Raw genomic sequence first — 13,948 nt, 5'->3', positions numbered from 1 at the left:
ATGTTCCCGTTCCTTCCAAAGTTGGTATCGCTGTGGCCGCTGGTAGCTGCAAGCGTTCAACAGCCCATACTGCTTCCGGATGACGGTGCTTTCCATCCGGCACCAAACGCGGTGGCCAGCTTCCTGGGAGAGCAGTTCGAGGCCGTGCCTGCTCCCACCATCGCGGACAAGGTAGCAGTCACGACCTGTCGCCTTGAACTCATGGAAGAACAAGCCGGCTTTCAGTTCAAAGGCGCCTATTTTTGCTGGGTGGACTTTGGGTGTAGCAAAGTGGAAATGGTACCCGTTTGGTTCGATCAATACCAAATGTGGTTCGGCCCGGACAGTGCAGGGCGCCTCGTTGCAATGTTCTGTGCCGAAAGCATTTCTGATCCGGAACGACGCAAGGCACTTTCGCAAGACGTACAACGCGGCGGCTAGCCAGAAGGGGACGCCAGTTATGAACAAGATCGCGCAAATCTTCGAAACCCTCGACTACGGCCCTGCTCCCGAAGCCGCCGATGCCGCGATCACCTGGCTCGATAGGCACAACAGACGCTTTGGTCACTTCATCGCTGGGCAGTGGACCGCGCCGGGGACGACCTTCCCCACCCATAATCCGGCGACGGGCGAACCCCTTGCGCTGATCACCCCCGGCACCGCTCAAGATGTGGACGCCGCCGTGGGCGCCGCCCGCGCCGCTTTCCCCGGCTGGAGCGCGCTTTCAGGCTTTGAGCGCGCCAAATATCTCTATGCGCTGGCGCGCGCGGTGCAAAAGCATGCGCGCTTGTTTGCCGTGCTCGAAACCCTCGACAATGGCAAGCCGATCCGGGAATCGCGCGACATCGATATTCCCCTGGTGGCGCGCCATTTCTACCATCATGCCGGCTGGGCCCAGCATGCCGCGCGCAGCTTTCCAGGCCAGGTGCCCTATGGCGTTTGCGGGCAGATCATCCCGTGGAATTTTCCGCTGCTGATGCTGGCCTGGAAGATCGCGCCGGCTCTCGCCGCCGGCAATACTGTGGTGCTCAAGCCGGCCGAATTCACCTCGCTGACCGCACTTTTATTTGCCGAAATCTGCGAGCGGGTCGCCCTGCCGCCGGGCGTGGTCAACATCGTCACTGGCGCCGGCGACACGGGCCAGGCGATCGTCGCCCATCCCGGCATCGACAAGATCGCCTTTACCGGCTCGACTGAAGTGGGCAAGGCCATTCGCGCCGCCACTGCCGGTTCGGGCAAGGGCCTCTCGCTCGAGCTCGGGGGCAAAAGCCCCTACATTGTGTTCGACGATGCCGATCTCGACAGCGCAGCCGAAGGGCTGGTGGACGCGATCTGGTTCAACCAGGGCCAGGTCTGTTGTGCCGGCTCGCGCCTGTTGGTGCAGGAATCCATCGCCGAGCACTTCATCAAGAAGCTCAAGACGCGCATGGCCACGCTGCGCCTCGGCGATCCCCTCGATAAATCCATCGATGTGGGCGCCATGATCGACCCGGTGCAGGTGGAGCGCGTCCGCAAACTGATGGCCAAGGGCATTGCCCAAGGGGCCGAAGTCTTTGAGGCCGAGGGCGACCTGCCCGCCAAAGGCGCGTACCTCAAACCCGCCTTGGTCACCAATGTTTCGCCCGCCAATGCGCTGGTGGCCGAAGAAATCTTCGGGCCGGTGCTGGTGGCGATGAGCTTCCGGACGCCCGAGGAAGCGGTGGCGCTGGCCAACAACACCCAATATGGCCTCGCCGCCACGATCTGGAGCGAGAACATCAATCTCGCGCTCGATATTGCCCCAAAACTCAAGGCCGGCGTGGTGTGGATCAACGGCACCAACCAGTTCGACGCCGCCGTGGGCTTTGGCGGCGTGCGCGAGAGCGGCTTTGGCCGCGAAGGCGGGCGCGAAGGCATGGCAAGCTATCTGCGCCCCGCCTGGGAGCACGACCTGCCCCTCGCCACCGCCCCGGCTGCCGAGCCGCTCGAAGCACCGGCGCGTCCAGCGGCCAATCCACTCGACAGCCTCGACCAGACCGCCAAGCTCTATATCGGCGGCAAGCAGGTCCGCCCTGATAGCGGCTACTCGCTGCCCGTGCATGGCGCCAATGGCAGCCTGATCGGGGAAGTGGGCGAAGGCAACCGCAAGGACATCCGCAACGCCGTGGAAGCAGCGCGCAAGGCGCTGGGCTGGAGCAATACGACCGCCCATAATCGCGCGCAGATCCTTTATTTCCTCGCTGAAAGTCTTGATTACCGCCGCGCCGAATTTGCCCGCCGCATCGCGGCGCAAACCGGCGGGGATGGTGAAGCCGAAGTGGCCGCCAGCATCGAGCGGCTCTTTGCCTTTGCCGGCTGGGCCGACAAATATGATGGCGCCATCCACAATCCGCCCACGCGGGCCGTCGCTGCCGCCATGGTCGAGCCCATTGGCGTATTGGGGATCGTCGCGCCGGCCGAGCAACCGCTGCTGGGGGTGATCAGCTTGCTTGCCCCGGCCATTGCCATGGGTAACACCGTGGTGCTGGTGCCATCGGCGGGGGCCCCGCTCAGCGTCACCGATCTTTATCAGGTGCTTGAAACTTCCGATGTCCCCGCGGGCGTCGTCAACATCGTCACCGGCAATCCCGAGGCGCTGGGCAAAACGCTGGCCGAACACCACGGGGTCGACGCCCTCTGGTTCTGCGGCTCGGCGGAAGCCTCTGCCCTCCTCGAAAAGGTTTCGGCCGGCAATCTCAAGCAAACCTGGACCACCAGGGGCCGCCAACTCGACTTCGCCGACAGGGAAAAATTCGCCGGCGACTACTTCCTCGCCAAAGCCACCCAGATCAAAAATGTCTGGATCCCATACGGGGCGTGAGCGGGGAGGGTTCGTAGATGAGCTTCCTCCCCCAGGAAGTCATCGTCAGCAAGCGCGACGGCCGGGCTCTGCCGCCCGCTGACATTGCCCGCTTCATTGCCGGCCTGGGGGATGGCTCGGTCAGTCATGCTCAGGCCGCTGCCTTCGCAATGGCTGTGTATTTCCGCGGCATGGACATGCCTGAGCGGGTGGCGCTGACCCTCGCCATGCGCGACAGCGGCACCGTGCTCGACTGGTCCGATCTCGAGGGGCCGGTGGCCGACAAGCATTCCACCGGCGGAGTGGGGGACAATGTGTCCCTGATGCTGGCGCCTATGCTTGCGGCCATGGGCATGTTCGTGCCGATGATTTCGGGGCGCGGCCTTGGCCATACCGGGGGCACGCTCGACAAGTTCGATGCCATTCCGGGCTATTCCACCAGCCCCGACAATGCCCTTTTCCGCCTTGTGGTGCGCGAGGTGGGCTGCGCGGTGATCGGGCAGACCGCCGATCTCGCCCCTGCCGACAAGACGCTTTACGCCATTCGCGACGTCACCGGCACGGTGGAGTCGGTGCCCCTGATCACCGCCTCGATCCTGTCCAAAAAGCTCGCGGCCGGGTTGGGATCGCTGATCCTGGACGTCAAGACCGGCTCGGGCGCCTTCATGCCGACGCTCGAACAATCGCGCGAACTGGCGCAAAGCCTCGTCGATGTCGCCAATGGGGCAGGGCTGCGCACATCAGCGCTGATCACCGACATGAACCAGCCCCTCGCCAGCGCGGCCGGCAATGGGCTCGAAATGCGCAATGCTGTCGATTTCCTCACCGGCAAGCACCAGGACCTTCGCCTGCGCGAGGTGACGCTGGCCTTAGCCGCCAGCCTGGCGGAGCTGGCCGGCATTGTTCCCGACCGGGCAGCGGGCCTCGAACTGGCCGAGGGGGCGCTCACCAGCGACCGTGCCACCGAGCGCTTCAGCCGCATGGTGGCGGCGCTGGGCGGACCGACGGACTTCGTCGAGCAAATGGACCGCCATCTCGCTCCGGCACCGCTGGTGCGCGACGTGTTTGCGCCGGAAGAGGGTGTTGTGGCCAGCATCGATACCCGAGGCGTCGGCATGGCCGTGGTGGCATTAGGCGGCGGGCGTACATCGCCGGGGGAAACGATCGATCATCGCGTCGGCTTTGACCACCTGCTGCCGCTTGGCGCCAGGGTGGATAACCGCACCCCCATCGCCCGCCTGCATGCCCGCGACGCCGCCAGTGCTGATGAGGCCGAACGCCGCCTTGTTGCTGCCTACCGCCTGGGCGAAACTGCGCCCGAGCAGCCGCTGATTGCCGCCGTGCTGCCGCCGCCCGCTTCCCCAAGGACCTGACGCCCATGCCCCGCGCCATTCTCTGCATTCTCGACAGCGTCGGCATCGGCGGCGCGCCCGATGCGGCGGCCTATGGCGACGAGGGCGCCAATACGCTGGGCCATATCGCCGAATATGCCGCCGCTGGCAAAGCCGACCGCCCGGCCCTTCGCAGCGGCCCGCTGTACCTGCCCAATCTCGACGCCATGGGCCTGGGGGCCGCCGTCCGGCTCTCCACCGGCACCGTGCCGCCCGGATTGTCCGCGACACCGCGCGGCGGTCGATTCGGCGTGGGCCGGGAAGTCTCCAAAGGCAAGGACACGCCATCGGGGCATTGGGAAATCGCCGGGGTGCCCGTGCCCTTTGACTGGGGCTATTTTCCCGCGACCCAGCCCTGTTTTCCGCCCGAACTGACGGCTGCCCTCATCGAGCAGGCGGGCCTGCCCGGCATCTTGGGCAACAAGCACGCCTCGGGCACCGAAATCATTGCTGAACTGGGCGAAGAGTCGATCCGAACCGGCATGCCCATCTGCTACACCTCGGTGGACTCGGTGTTCCAGATCGCCGCGCACGAAACCCATTTCGGCCTCGATCGGCTCTACCAGCTGTGCCAGACCGCCTTTGCGCTGACCGCGCCGCTCCAGATCGGCCGGGTGATCGCCCGCCCCTTTGTCGGGGAGGATCGCGGCAGCTTCAAGCGCACCGGCAACCGGCGCGACTTCGCCATCGCCCCGCCCGAACCAACCCTGCTCGACCGCAATGCCGAGGCCGGCAACGCGGTTTACGCCATCGGCAAGATCTCCGACATCTATGCCGGCCATGGGGTCACCCACAAACTCAAGGGGACCGGGCTGCCGCAATTGTTCAACCGCACGCTCGAAGCAATGGAAATGGCGCCCGAGGGCGCGCTGGTCATCGCCAATTTCGTTGATTTCGACAGCGAATACGGGCACCGCCGCGATGTCGCAGGCTATGCCGCGGCGCTCGAATATTTCGATGCGCGCCTGCCCGAGCTGATCGCGGCCCTGCGCCACGATGACCTCCTGGTCCTCACCGCCGATCACGGCAATGACCCCACCTGGCCGGGCACCGACCATACCCGCGAGCAAGTCCCCATTCTGGTGTTTTCCCCAGCGCTCTCGCCAGGCGAGATTGGCATCCGCCCCAGCTTCGCCGATATTGGCGAAAGCCTTGCCCAGTGGCTTTCCCTGCCGCCAGGGCGACACGGCAACAGCTTTCTTTCCCCCAATTTCAGGTGATCCCATGACCGATGTCCTGCCCAGCAACGTCACCGTGGTTGATCACCCGCTGATCCAGCACAAGCTCACGATCATGCGCGACAAGGAAACCTCGACGGCCAGTTTCCGGCGGCTGCTGCGGGAGATTTCGCTGCTGCTCTGCTATGAGGTCACGCGCGATCTCGAGCTTGAAATGGTCTCGATCGAAACCCCGATGCAAAGGATCGATGCGCCCACCATCAAGGGCAAGAAGCTGGTTTTCGCCTCGATCCTGCGCGCCGGCAATGGCCTGCTCGAAGGCATGCTCGACCTGGTCCCAGCTGCTCGCGTCGCCCATATCGGGCTTTATCGCAACCATGAAACGCTCGAGCCCGTCGAATATTACTTCAAGGCACCATCGAACCTGGCCGATCGCCTGGTGATCGTGGTTGATCCCATGCTGGCCACCGCCAATTCGGCGACGGCCGCCATCGACAAGCTCAAGGAGCGCGGCGCCAACAATATCCGCTTTTTGTGCCTGCTCGCGGCGCCCGAGGGCATCAAGCGGTTCACCGCGGCCCATCCCGATGTGCCGGTGTTCACCGCCTCAATCGACAGCCATCTCGACGACAAGGGCTATATCGTGCCCGGCCTTGGCGACGCCGGCGATCGCATGTACGGGACCAAATAAATGGCCAAGCTCGTTCACACCATGATCCGCGTTCTCGACGAGGAGCGCTCGGTAGAGTTTTACCGCCGTGCCTTTGGGCTCGACATCGCCGAGCGGATCGATTTTCCCGATTTCACCCTGGTTTACCTGCGCGGCGATGATGTTGCCTTCGAGCTGGAACTGACCATCAACAAAGGGCGCACCGAGCCGTATCAGCTGGGCGATGGCTACGGTCATCTCGCCGTCGTGGTGGACGATCTCGATGCCGAGCACCAGCGCTTCCAGGCGGAGGGCATTACGGTCGGCAAGCTCGTCGATTTCAAGAACGGCGACACGCTCGTGGCGCGTTTCTTTTTTGCCACCGACCCCGATGGCTACAAGATCGAGGTGATCGAGCGGGGCCGCCGCTTCGGCTAGCCCCGCTTCGGGTCTGCCGCTCAGCGCTCGCGCAGCGGCAGGCCAAGCGCAATGAGTTCGCGGCGCGTGTCTTCGGCCGACTGGAAATGAATGGCCTGCATGCCGAACTTGCGCGCCGCCACCACATTGGGCTCGCTGTCATCGATAAAGACGCAGCTTTCCGGCGCCATTCCATAGCGTTCGCAGAACACGCGGTAAATGCGTGGATCGGGTTTTACGAGGCCTTCGAGCCCCGAAACAATCACCCCGTCGAACTTTTCGAGGAACGGCCATTCCCCCAGCCGCGTCATCCACTTTTCCCAGGAAAAGTTGGTGATGGCGAAGGTCGGGATCTCCTGCTCGATCAACTCGTCATGGATGTCGATCGTGCCCTGGATCATCGGCCCAAAGGTTTCGGTCCAGCGGTGATCGAACGCCTGGATCTCGCGCCAATAGCGGGGGAACCGGCTCACGAGCTTGGCGACGCCTTCGGAGTAAAGCGTGCCGGCATCGAATTCCAAGTTCCAGTCGGGCGTGCAGATATTCTGGTGAAACCACAATGCATCTTCCTCGCTCTCAAAGAGCTTGCGGAACAGATACATGGGGTTCCAGTCCACAAAGACCCCGCCAATGTCGAACACGGGGATGAGGGTATCAGTCATGGCAATTTCCGGCTGTGGACAGATGCCGGCTTGTGGCACGACGGCGGGGGTCGTGCAAGCGAGCTAGCAGCCCTGACACTGGATGCGATCGCCCTGGAACCGGGGCATGAAAAAGCTCTGGCGGTAAAGGGGAATATCCTGCTGGAAGACTAGGTCGAACATGGGCACAAACGGGGCAGATGCCTCGGCAACGATGATATATTTGTTGCGCACGATGTCCTTTATGGCGTTTGGCAACTCGATGCTGGCGTTGACGGCGTGCGGGGTTCCTCCGTTAAAACCGAGGGACCAATCTACCCGCGTCGTTCCGTCGGCCCGGATCTGCACCGAGGTTACTACCTGCTTGAGGTTAGCTGCTGAATATGGGGCAAGTATCCTCGAAGCAGCCTGAAAATAGTCGTTGATCTGAGTGGTGCTGATCACGTCATCTGAGCGGGCCACGAGGTCGCCAACGGCGCCGGCGGTCGACTGTACCTTTCGATCCATGGTGATGAGCGTACTGGCTTCGATCGAGCCAGCATATAGGACCAGCATGATTGGCAGAATGAGGGCAAATTCCACCACCGCGGCTCCGCGATTGTCCTGACGCCAGCGGATGATCAGTTGCGAGAGATTTTGCCAAGCCTTCATCAGAACGGCTCGTTCTTGAACACTGTCGTGCTACCCAGCAAGCGCTGGCTCTGCGGCAGGTTGGCGAGGCCCAGCCCACCAATATCCACCACGATAGGGTATTTGTAATAAACTTGCACCATCACCACGTCTGATCGGTTGCCGCCATTGTAGCCGGAGGGGACAGTCCATTCGCAGTCGGTGGTACAGTTGGGGTCAACCGGGGACGTCGTTGTCGCCGATGTGAAATTTGTTACCGTTGACACGCGGATATGCAGCCCGGCGCAATCGGGGAACAGCCCGTACAGCCGGCTGCACACCTCGGTACGAAACCGCGCCGTGTCAAAACCGGCAGTCTTGGCTTGACCGGTGCGGATCAAACGGGACGCATCCTGCACCGCGCTTTCCAGCACCTGGGTGGACAGGAACACCAGCGAGGTCTGCAGAATGGCCGCGATGATTGCAAAAAAGGGTAGGGCCAGGAGGGCGAACTCCACCGCGACGGCGCCCCGGCTGTCGCCGGCAAAGCGACGGCCTGCGCGCAGGCGCCTGGCTCGTGCAATGGGCGCAAAAAGGGTTGGGATCATCGCGGTGCTCGCTTTAGCAACGAGACAATAAGCCTGTACCCCTAAGCCATGGTTAGGATCGAGGGTTCGGCAACGAAGCTTCGCCCGGATGGTTAAGCGGGGCTAAACTGGCTTAGTTGCCGGTACCGGTGCCGACCAGCTGCGAGGAGGCCAGCGTATTGGCGGTATACTCATTCTGGTCGCCCAGCATTATAGTGGGCTGGCAGATCGGCGCGCAGGCAAGGCTCGTGCGCTGCAGGCCCTGATACACCGTCACCACGCCCGAGCTCATCTGCACCACATCGATCAGTGTGTCCGCGATCGGGTTGCCGAGATTGTCGAGGATGATCAGGTTGGTCTGGCCATAGCTCTTGCCGGTCAACACCAGCGTCTTGGAATCCTGAATGGTCACATCGGCAATGCCGGGATTACCCACGATCACCGTGGCCGCCGGCGCACTGATGCGCAGCACCCGGGCCATGTTGACGCTGACGCTGATCGGCCCCGTTTCCGCCGCCTGGAGAGCGGGCAGGGGGGCAAGGGCGAACAAGGCAGCCAGGCAGGCGGCGACACGGGAGCGCATGGGCAGGTCCGGACTCGGGTACAATGCCGCTAGAGTTACCGAGATTGGTAAATAAAGGGAGAACGAACCTGTTCTTGCGCCACTCGAGGCCTGCGTTCTTGCACCTGACCCAACTTACTGCCGGCGGACCTAGGCAATAAAGCAAAATTCAAGCTCTACTTGCGACTTGTTGCTTGCTTCAAGTGCAAGTCTTTCCGTTAGGGTCTTGATCATCATAAGCAAACCCGCGACTTGGGTTCTCTTTCGTTTAACTCAATTTCAACAGCTGCCGAATAGTTTAGGGCCATGTTCGATGCGTGGCCTGTCACTCGATGGCGTCACCCCGATGACGAGAGCAAGGAGCTTGGGAATGAACATTTTCGCACGTTTCGCACAGGACGAGTCCGGCGCGACGGCTATTGAATACGGCCTGATCGCCGCACTGATCTCGGTTGCGATCATCGCTGCAATCACCACGATGGGTGGCAATCTGAGCAGCCTGTTTACCGGCATTGGCAACCGGCTGAATGTCACCGTGCCGACCGGCGGTACTACCGGTTCTTAACGACTTCCTTGCTGTAAGCTAGGTGCAGGAAGGGCAGCATGCTGCCCTTCCCTTGTTTTTGCCAGCACGCGATTGCGGCAAGCCTTCTTTCCATATGCTGGTAAGCCTTCCGGATTACCGGCAGATTGGCGCTTTTTTGACGATCAATTAACCACAGGTGGCCATGCTCGCATTCCCGGCCGCATTGCCGTTGGTGGAGTTCCCTCTTGTCCACAATTGCCCTGCTGTTCTTTCCATTCGCCATGGCATTCGCAGCCTCGTCGGACCTGCTGACCATGCGCATCTCCAACAAGCTGGTGCTGCTGCTGGTGGCCGGCTTTGGGCTGACGGCGCTGGCCATTGGCCTTCCTCCTGAACTCGTGGCGATGCATATCGCCTGTGCCCTCGCGGTGCTGGTGGTGGGCTTCGCTTTTTTCGCAATGCGCTGGATTGGGGGCGGCGACGCTAAGCTGGCGGCTGCGACGACGCTGTGGCTGGGATTTGGCCTGGCGCTGCCCTACCTCGTTCATGCGGCCCTGCTCGGGGGCGCGCTCACCCTAGCCATCCTGGCACTGCGCCAACTGCCGCTCACGCCATTTCTGGCCCGTTTCGTCTGGCTCGAGCGGCTGCATGACCGCAAGTGCGGCATCCCCTATGGCGTCGCATTGGCCATGGCGGGTCTCTTGGTTTATTCCAATTCGGCTATATTCGAGCGCCTCGCATCCTGAGTCTTCAGTTGAGCACGTCGCTCAACACTGCTCGTGGTTGCATTATGCAAGTCTTAGCAGCCCGTTAACTCCGATTGCCAAGCTTCCTTTAACCAAACTTTGACCCTTTGGCCTCATTGTTTGGTGGATCAAGGGACCAACCGTGTCCCTCCACCAAGCGGAGTAGGCAATGAGGCCGGCGCGTCTGATTCTGTTGCTGGTAGCGTTGATCGCCGGTGGTCTTGCAGCATTCCTGGTCATGCGGGGCGGCGAACAGCCCGGCCCCCAGGTGGTTACCCAGGCAGCGCCGGCTGAAACCAAAACGCAAATCCTGGTGGCCGCCGCTCCCATTGGTGTCGGCGAGCGCTTGTCCAGCGCGGCCGTGCAATGGCAGGACTGGCCCGAAAGCGCCATCCGGCCCGAATATGTCACCATTTCCGCCATGCCGCAGGCGCCCGAAGAGCTGACCGGCGCCGTCGCGCGGTTCGAGTTCTTCCCGGGTGAACCCATCCGGCAGGAAAAGTTGGTCACCACGGGGCAGGGCTATCTCTCGGCCGTTCTGGCATCCGGCAAGCGCGGCGTGTCGGTGCCGGTCGCACCCGCCACTGCCGCGGGGGGCTTCATTGTGCCCAATGACCATGTCGATGTGCTCCTGACCCGCTCCACCGAAATGGGGCAGGTCTCCGAAGTGGTGCTGCCCAATGTGCGCGTCCTCGCTATCGGCACCCGCCTTGGCGAAGTGGGCGCCACCGGCGCCGGCACGCAGAGCGATCCGGCCCAATCCGGCTCGGGATCGGGCATCCAGGGCCAGGCCTTCGAGAACGCCACCATCGCCACGCTCGAGCTTGATCCTTCCCAGGCCGAAACCCTCGTCAATTCTACCGGTCAGGGCGAGCTGTCGCTGACCTTGCGCTCCATGGCCGATTTCAACGAAGCCGCGACTTCGGTGGGCAGCAGCCAGACCGTGCGCTTGATCCGCTTTGGCCGCGAGCAAAGCGTGATGTCGGGCAACACTCAGGCGCAGCCCAGCGTCGGTGTGCCTGAATCCAATGCGGCTCTCCCGGCTGTCGTGCCGGCCTCCGTCAGCCAACCAGAGCCTGCACCCCCCGCGCCCGCCGCGGTCGTGCTCCAGTAAGCGGTGAAAACCATGATCAGCCCCGCCGCCCGTTTTTCCCGCTCTGCCCTTCACCGCTGCCTCTTGCCCACGCTTTGCGCGGCGCTGCTGATCCCTTCGGCCGCAACCGCTCCGGTGCAGGCCCAGGACGCTCAACTCAGCATCTCCGCTGCCGCTTATGGCGCGGTTCGCTCCACCACCGTGGCGCTCAACAAATCGCTGATCGTCGACCTACCGGCTGGCGTAGCCGAAGTGATCGTCTCCCAGCCCACCGTGGCCGCAGCGATCATGCGCACCCGCACCCGCGCCATCGTCCAGGGCATCGGTGGTGGCGATACCAACATCTTCTTTCTCGATGACCAAGGCCGCACCATCAGCGTGCTCGACATCAAGGTGCTCGAAGAACCTTCCCAAGTCGGCAATGCCTTGGAAGGCGCCTTGGCTCGCGTCATCCCAGGCTCCAATATCCAGGTGGAGTCCGTCACCCTGGGCGCCGCAGGTGACGAGATCAACCGCGTCGTGCTGACCGGCACGGTGCAATCCGCCGAAGACCGGGATCGTGCGCTGGAAGTGGCAATTCAGTTCGCGGGTGATCCCAAAAACGTCGCCAACATCATCGATGTGGCGGGCGCCCAGCAGGTCATGCTGCAGGTCACCGTGTCCGAGATCAACCGCAACACCGCCAAGGAATTAGGGATCAATCTGGCCGGCACGGCGGTGATTGGGGGGGTCAATCTCGGCTTCAACAACACCACTGCTGGCACCAACTTCACCACCAATGGGGCGACGGGCAACTTCCCCATCGCCAATGTGAATATCGATGCCGAAATCCGTGCCCTTGAAACCCGCGGTGCCCTGCGGATTCTGGCTCAGCCAACCTTGACCGCCATATCGGGCCAAACTGCCAATTTCCTCGCCGGTGGCGAACTGCCCTATTACGATCTCGACGATGACGGCCGCCGCATCACCAACTACAAGCCCTACGGCGTCGAGCTTGATTTCACCCCCATTGTTAAGTCCAACGGTCAGATTGGCCTCAAGGTCGAAACCAGCGTGTCCGAGCCGCAGACCGACGGCTCGCTGAGCAAGCGTGGCGCCTCGACTTCCATCGAACTGCCAGCCGGCACGACGCTCGCGATCGGCGGGCTACTGCAGGAGCGGGTCAGCCAGGGCATCAACCAGATGCCCGGTTTGGGAAATATCCCGATCCTCGGTGCGCTGTTCCGCTCGCGTCAGTACCAAAGCCAGGAAACCGAACTCGTGATCCTGGTCACGCCATATCTGGTGCAGCCCACCCACGGCACCATCGCCGTGCCCACCGATTTCAGCGAACCGGCCAGCGATGCCGAGGCGGTATTCCTGGGCAAGATGGAAAAGATGTATGGCGTCGGCGGTCGCGCCGAAATGCGGGGCGGCTTTAGCGGCTCGGTCGGCTTCATGCTCGATTGATGCGGCAGCAGGCGCCAATGGAGAATAGTGTTATGAGTTTTCTGACCCCCGAGCCCCGCAAGACCGAAGAAGGTGCGGCCGAGATCGCCTCGGGCGCTCGCCTCATTCCGCGCATCACCATCCAGGCCTTTTGCGAAAACAGCCAGACCGCCCAATTGGTGGAAAGCGCCATTCACGACCGGCGCATGTCCAAGGTGGCGCTCACCACTCACAATGGTGGGCTCGATGGGGCAGTGGAAACCTATAAATCCAACCCTACGCCCAATCTGGTCATCATCGAAACCACCCTCCAGCCCGCCGAGATTTCGCGCGAACTGGAGCGCCTGGCCGAAGTGTGCGATGCCTCCACCCGGCTAGTCGTTCTGGGCCATGTCAACGACGTGATGCTTTATCGCGAGCTGATCCGCTCCGGCGTATCGGAATATATCGTCCTGCCCGCCACCTCCCAGACCATTGTCGGCGCCATCACCGAACTCTTTGCCTCCGATGGCGCCGCCCCGATCGGGCGCACTGTGGGCTTTGTGTCGGCCAAGGGTGGCGCCGGCGGTTCCACCATCGCCCATAACGTCGCCTGGATGGTGTCCCAGACGCTGCGCCAGGATTCCTTGATCGTTGACATGGACCTGGCCTTTGGCACCGCCGGGCTCAACTTCAACCAGGATCCGCCCCATGGGCTCGCCGATGCGCTGCTGGCCAACCAGAAGGTCGACCAGACCATGCTGGATCGCCTGATGAGCAAGGCGGCCAACCACATCAACTTGCTGACCGCACCGGTCACCCTCGACCAGACCTATGATTTCGAGGAACGCGAGTTCGAAGGCATCATCGAGATGTGCCAGGCGTCCATGCCGGTGGTGGTGCTCGATATTCCCCATAGCTGGAGCGCCTGGGTGCGCCACACGCTCGCAACCATCGACGAGGTGGTGATCGTCGCCGAGCCCGATCTTGCCAATCTGCGCAACGCCAAGAACCTGTCCGACACCATCAAGGCGCTGCGCCCCACCGAAAGTGCCCCGAGCCTTGTGCTTAACAAGGTCGGCCTGCCGCGCCGGCCCGAGATCAGCGCCAGCGAATTTGCCAATTCCATCGAATGCCAGCTACTGGGCCAGGTGCCGTTTGATGCGGCTCTCTTCGGCACGGCCGCCAATAATGGGCAGATGATCGCCGAGGTCTCGGCCAACAACAAGATCAACGAAGTGTTCCGCGCCGTCGGCCTGCACGTCACTGGCCGGCAGGCACCGGGCGGGGCGGGCAAGTCCTCCGGCCTCAAAATGCCTTCATTCCTGAAAAAGCGAGCCTGAGG

The 13,948-nt window shown here is 62.6% G+C and carries 15 protein-coding genes; 11 read left to right on the top strand and 4 right to left on the bottom strand.

The window, feature by feature from the left end:
- Genes AC3YOG_RS01485 through AC3YOG_RS01460 form a run of 6 tightly spaced genes read left to right on the top strand, consistent with a single transcriptional unit; the run spans position 1 to position 6,453 of the window.
- Positions 1-420 (top strand): hypothetical protein, encoded by a 420-nt coding sequence (locus AC3YOG_RS01485; RefSeq protein ID WP_489933803.1) that lies wholly within the window; start codon positions 1-3, stop codon positions 418-420.
- 19 nt (positions 421-439) lie between these two features.
- Entirely contained in the window at positions 440-2,818 is a 2,379-nt protein-coding gene (locus AC3YOG_RS01480) for an aldehyde dehydrogenase family protein (RefSeq protein ID WP_489933802.1), read from the top strand.
- A gap of 17 nt (positions 2,819-2,835) precedes the next feature.
- Positions 2,836-4,170 (top strand): thymidine phosphorylase, encoded by a 1,335-nt coding sequence (gene deoA, locus AC3YOG_RS01475; protein ID WP_489933801.1) that lies wholly within the window; start codon positions 2,836-2,838, stop codon positions 4,168-4,170.
- A gap of 5 nt (positions 4,171-4,175) precedes the next feature.
- Entirely contained in the window at positions 4,176-5,408 is a 1,233-nt protein-coding gene (locus AC3YOG_RS01470; protein WP_489933800.1) for a phosphopentomutase, read from the top strand.
- 4 nt (positions 5,409-5,412) lie between these two features.
- The gene (gene upp, locus AC3YOG_RS01465; RefSeq protein WP_127751972.1) at positions 5,413-6,057 is read left to right on the top strand and encodes a uracil phosphoribosyltransferase; all 645 of its coding nucleotides are present in this window, start codon (positions 5,413-5,415) and stop codon (positions 6,055-6,057) included.
- On the top strand, positions 6,058-6,453 hold the full coding sequence (locus AC3YOG_RS01460) for a VOC family protein (protein WP_489933799.1): 396 nt from the start codon (positions 6,058-6,060) through the stop codon (positions 6,451-6,453).
- A 20-nt stretch (positions 6,454-6,473) separates the two neighbouring features.
- Here AC3YOG_RS01460 and AC3YOG_RS01455 read toward each other — a convergent pair whose 3' ends face one another.
- From AC3YOG_RS01455 to AC3YOG_RS01440, 4 genes are all read right to left on the bottom strand, one after another.
- Positions 6,474-7,094: an HAD family hydrolase gene (locus AC3YOG_RS01455; RefSeq protein WP_489933798.1), complete on the bottom strand. Its 621-nt coding sequence runs from the start codon at positions 7,092-7,094 to the stop codon at positions 6,474-6,476.
- Between the two features lie 63 nt (positions 7,095-7,157).
- Positions 7,158-7,724: a TadE/TadG family type IV pilus assembly protein gene (locus AC3YOG_RS01450; RefSeq protein WP_172122401.1), complete on the bottom strand. Its 567-nt coding sequence runs from the start codon at positions 7,722-7,724 to the stop codon at positions 7,158-7,160.
- Entirely contained in the window at positions 7,724-8,290 is a 567-nt protein-coding gene (locus AC3YOG_RS01445; protein ID WP_489933797.1) for a TadE/TadG family type IV pilus assembly protein, read from the bottom strand. The genes AC3YOG_RS01450 and AC3YOG_RS01445 overlap by 1 nt, the downstream gene beginning before the upstream one ends.
- A gap of 112 nt (positions 8,291-8,402) precedes the next feature.
- Positions 8,403-8,852, bottom strand: coding sequence for a pilus assembly protein N-terminal domain-containing protein (locus AC3YOG_RS01440; protein ID WP_489933796.1), 450 nt, complete (start codon positions 8,850-8,852; stop codon positions 8,403-8,405).
- A gap of 349 nt (positions 8,853-9,201) precedes the next feature.
- Between AC3YOG_RS01440 and AC3YOG_RS01435 the strand changes: the two genes are divergently transcribed.
- The 5 genes from AC3YOG_RS01435 (at position 9,202) to AC3YOG_RS01415 (ending at position 13,946) form a co-directional block, all read left to right on the top strand.
- Complete coding sequence (locus AC3YOG_RS01435; protein ID WP_489933795.1) at positions 9,202-9,396, top strand: Flp family type IVb pilin; 195 nt, start codon at positions 9,202-9,204, stop codon at positions 9,394-9,396.
- A gap of 206 nt (positions 9,397-9,602) precedes the next feature.
- The gene (locus tag AC3YOG_RS01430; protein WP_489933794.1) at positions 9,603-10,103 is read left to right on the top strand and encodes an A24 family peptidase; all 501 of its coding nucleotides are present in this window, start codon (positions 9,603-9,605) and stop codon (positions 10,101-10,103) included.
- 169 nt (positions 10,104-10,272) lie between these two features.
- Positions 10,273-11,217 carry a Flp pilus assembly protein CpaB gene (gene cpaB / locus AC3YOG_RS01425; RefSeq protein WP_489933793.1) on the top strand — a complete coding sequence of 315 codons (945 nt, stop codon included), beginning with the start codon at positions 10,273-10,275 and terminating at the stop codon, positions 11,215-11,217.
- Between the two features lie 12 nt (positions 11,218-11,229).
- Positions 11,230-12,645, top strand: coding sequence for a type II and III secretion system protein family protein (locus AC3YOG_RS01420; RefSeq protein WP_489891045.1), 1,416 nt, complete (start codon positions 11,230-11,232; stop codon positions 12,643-12,645).
- Positions 12,646-12,677: 32 nt separating this feature from the next.
- Positions 12,678-13,946, top strand: coding sequence for a CpaE/TadZ family protein (locus tag AC3YOG_RS01415; RefSeq protein ID WP_489891046.1), 1,269 nt, complete (start codon positions 12,678-12,680; stop codon positions 13,944-13,946).
- Positions 13,947-13,948: the final 2 nt, after the last annotated feature.

The sequence above is a fragment of the Devosia sp. Z6_126 genome (assembly GCF_058133495.1).
This window is presented reverse-complemented; position numbering and strand designations above follow the sequence as displayed.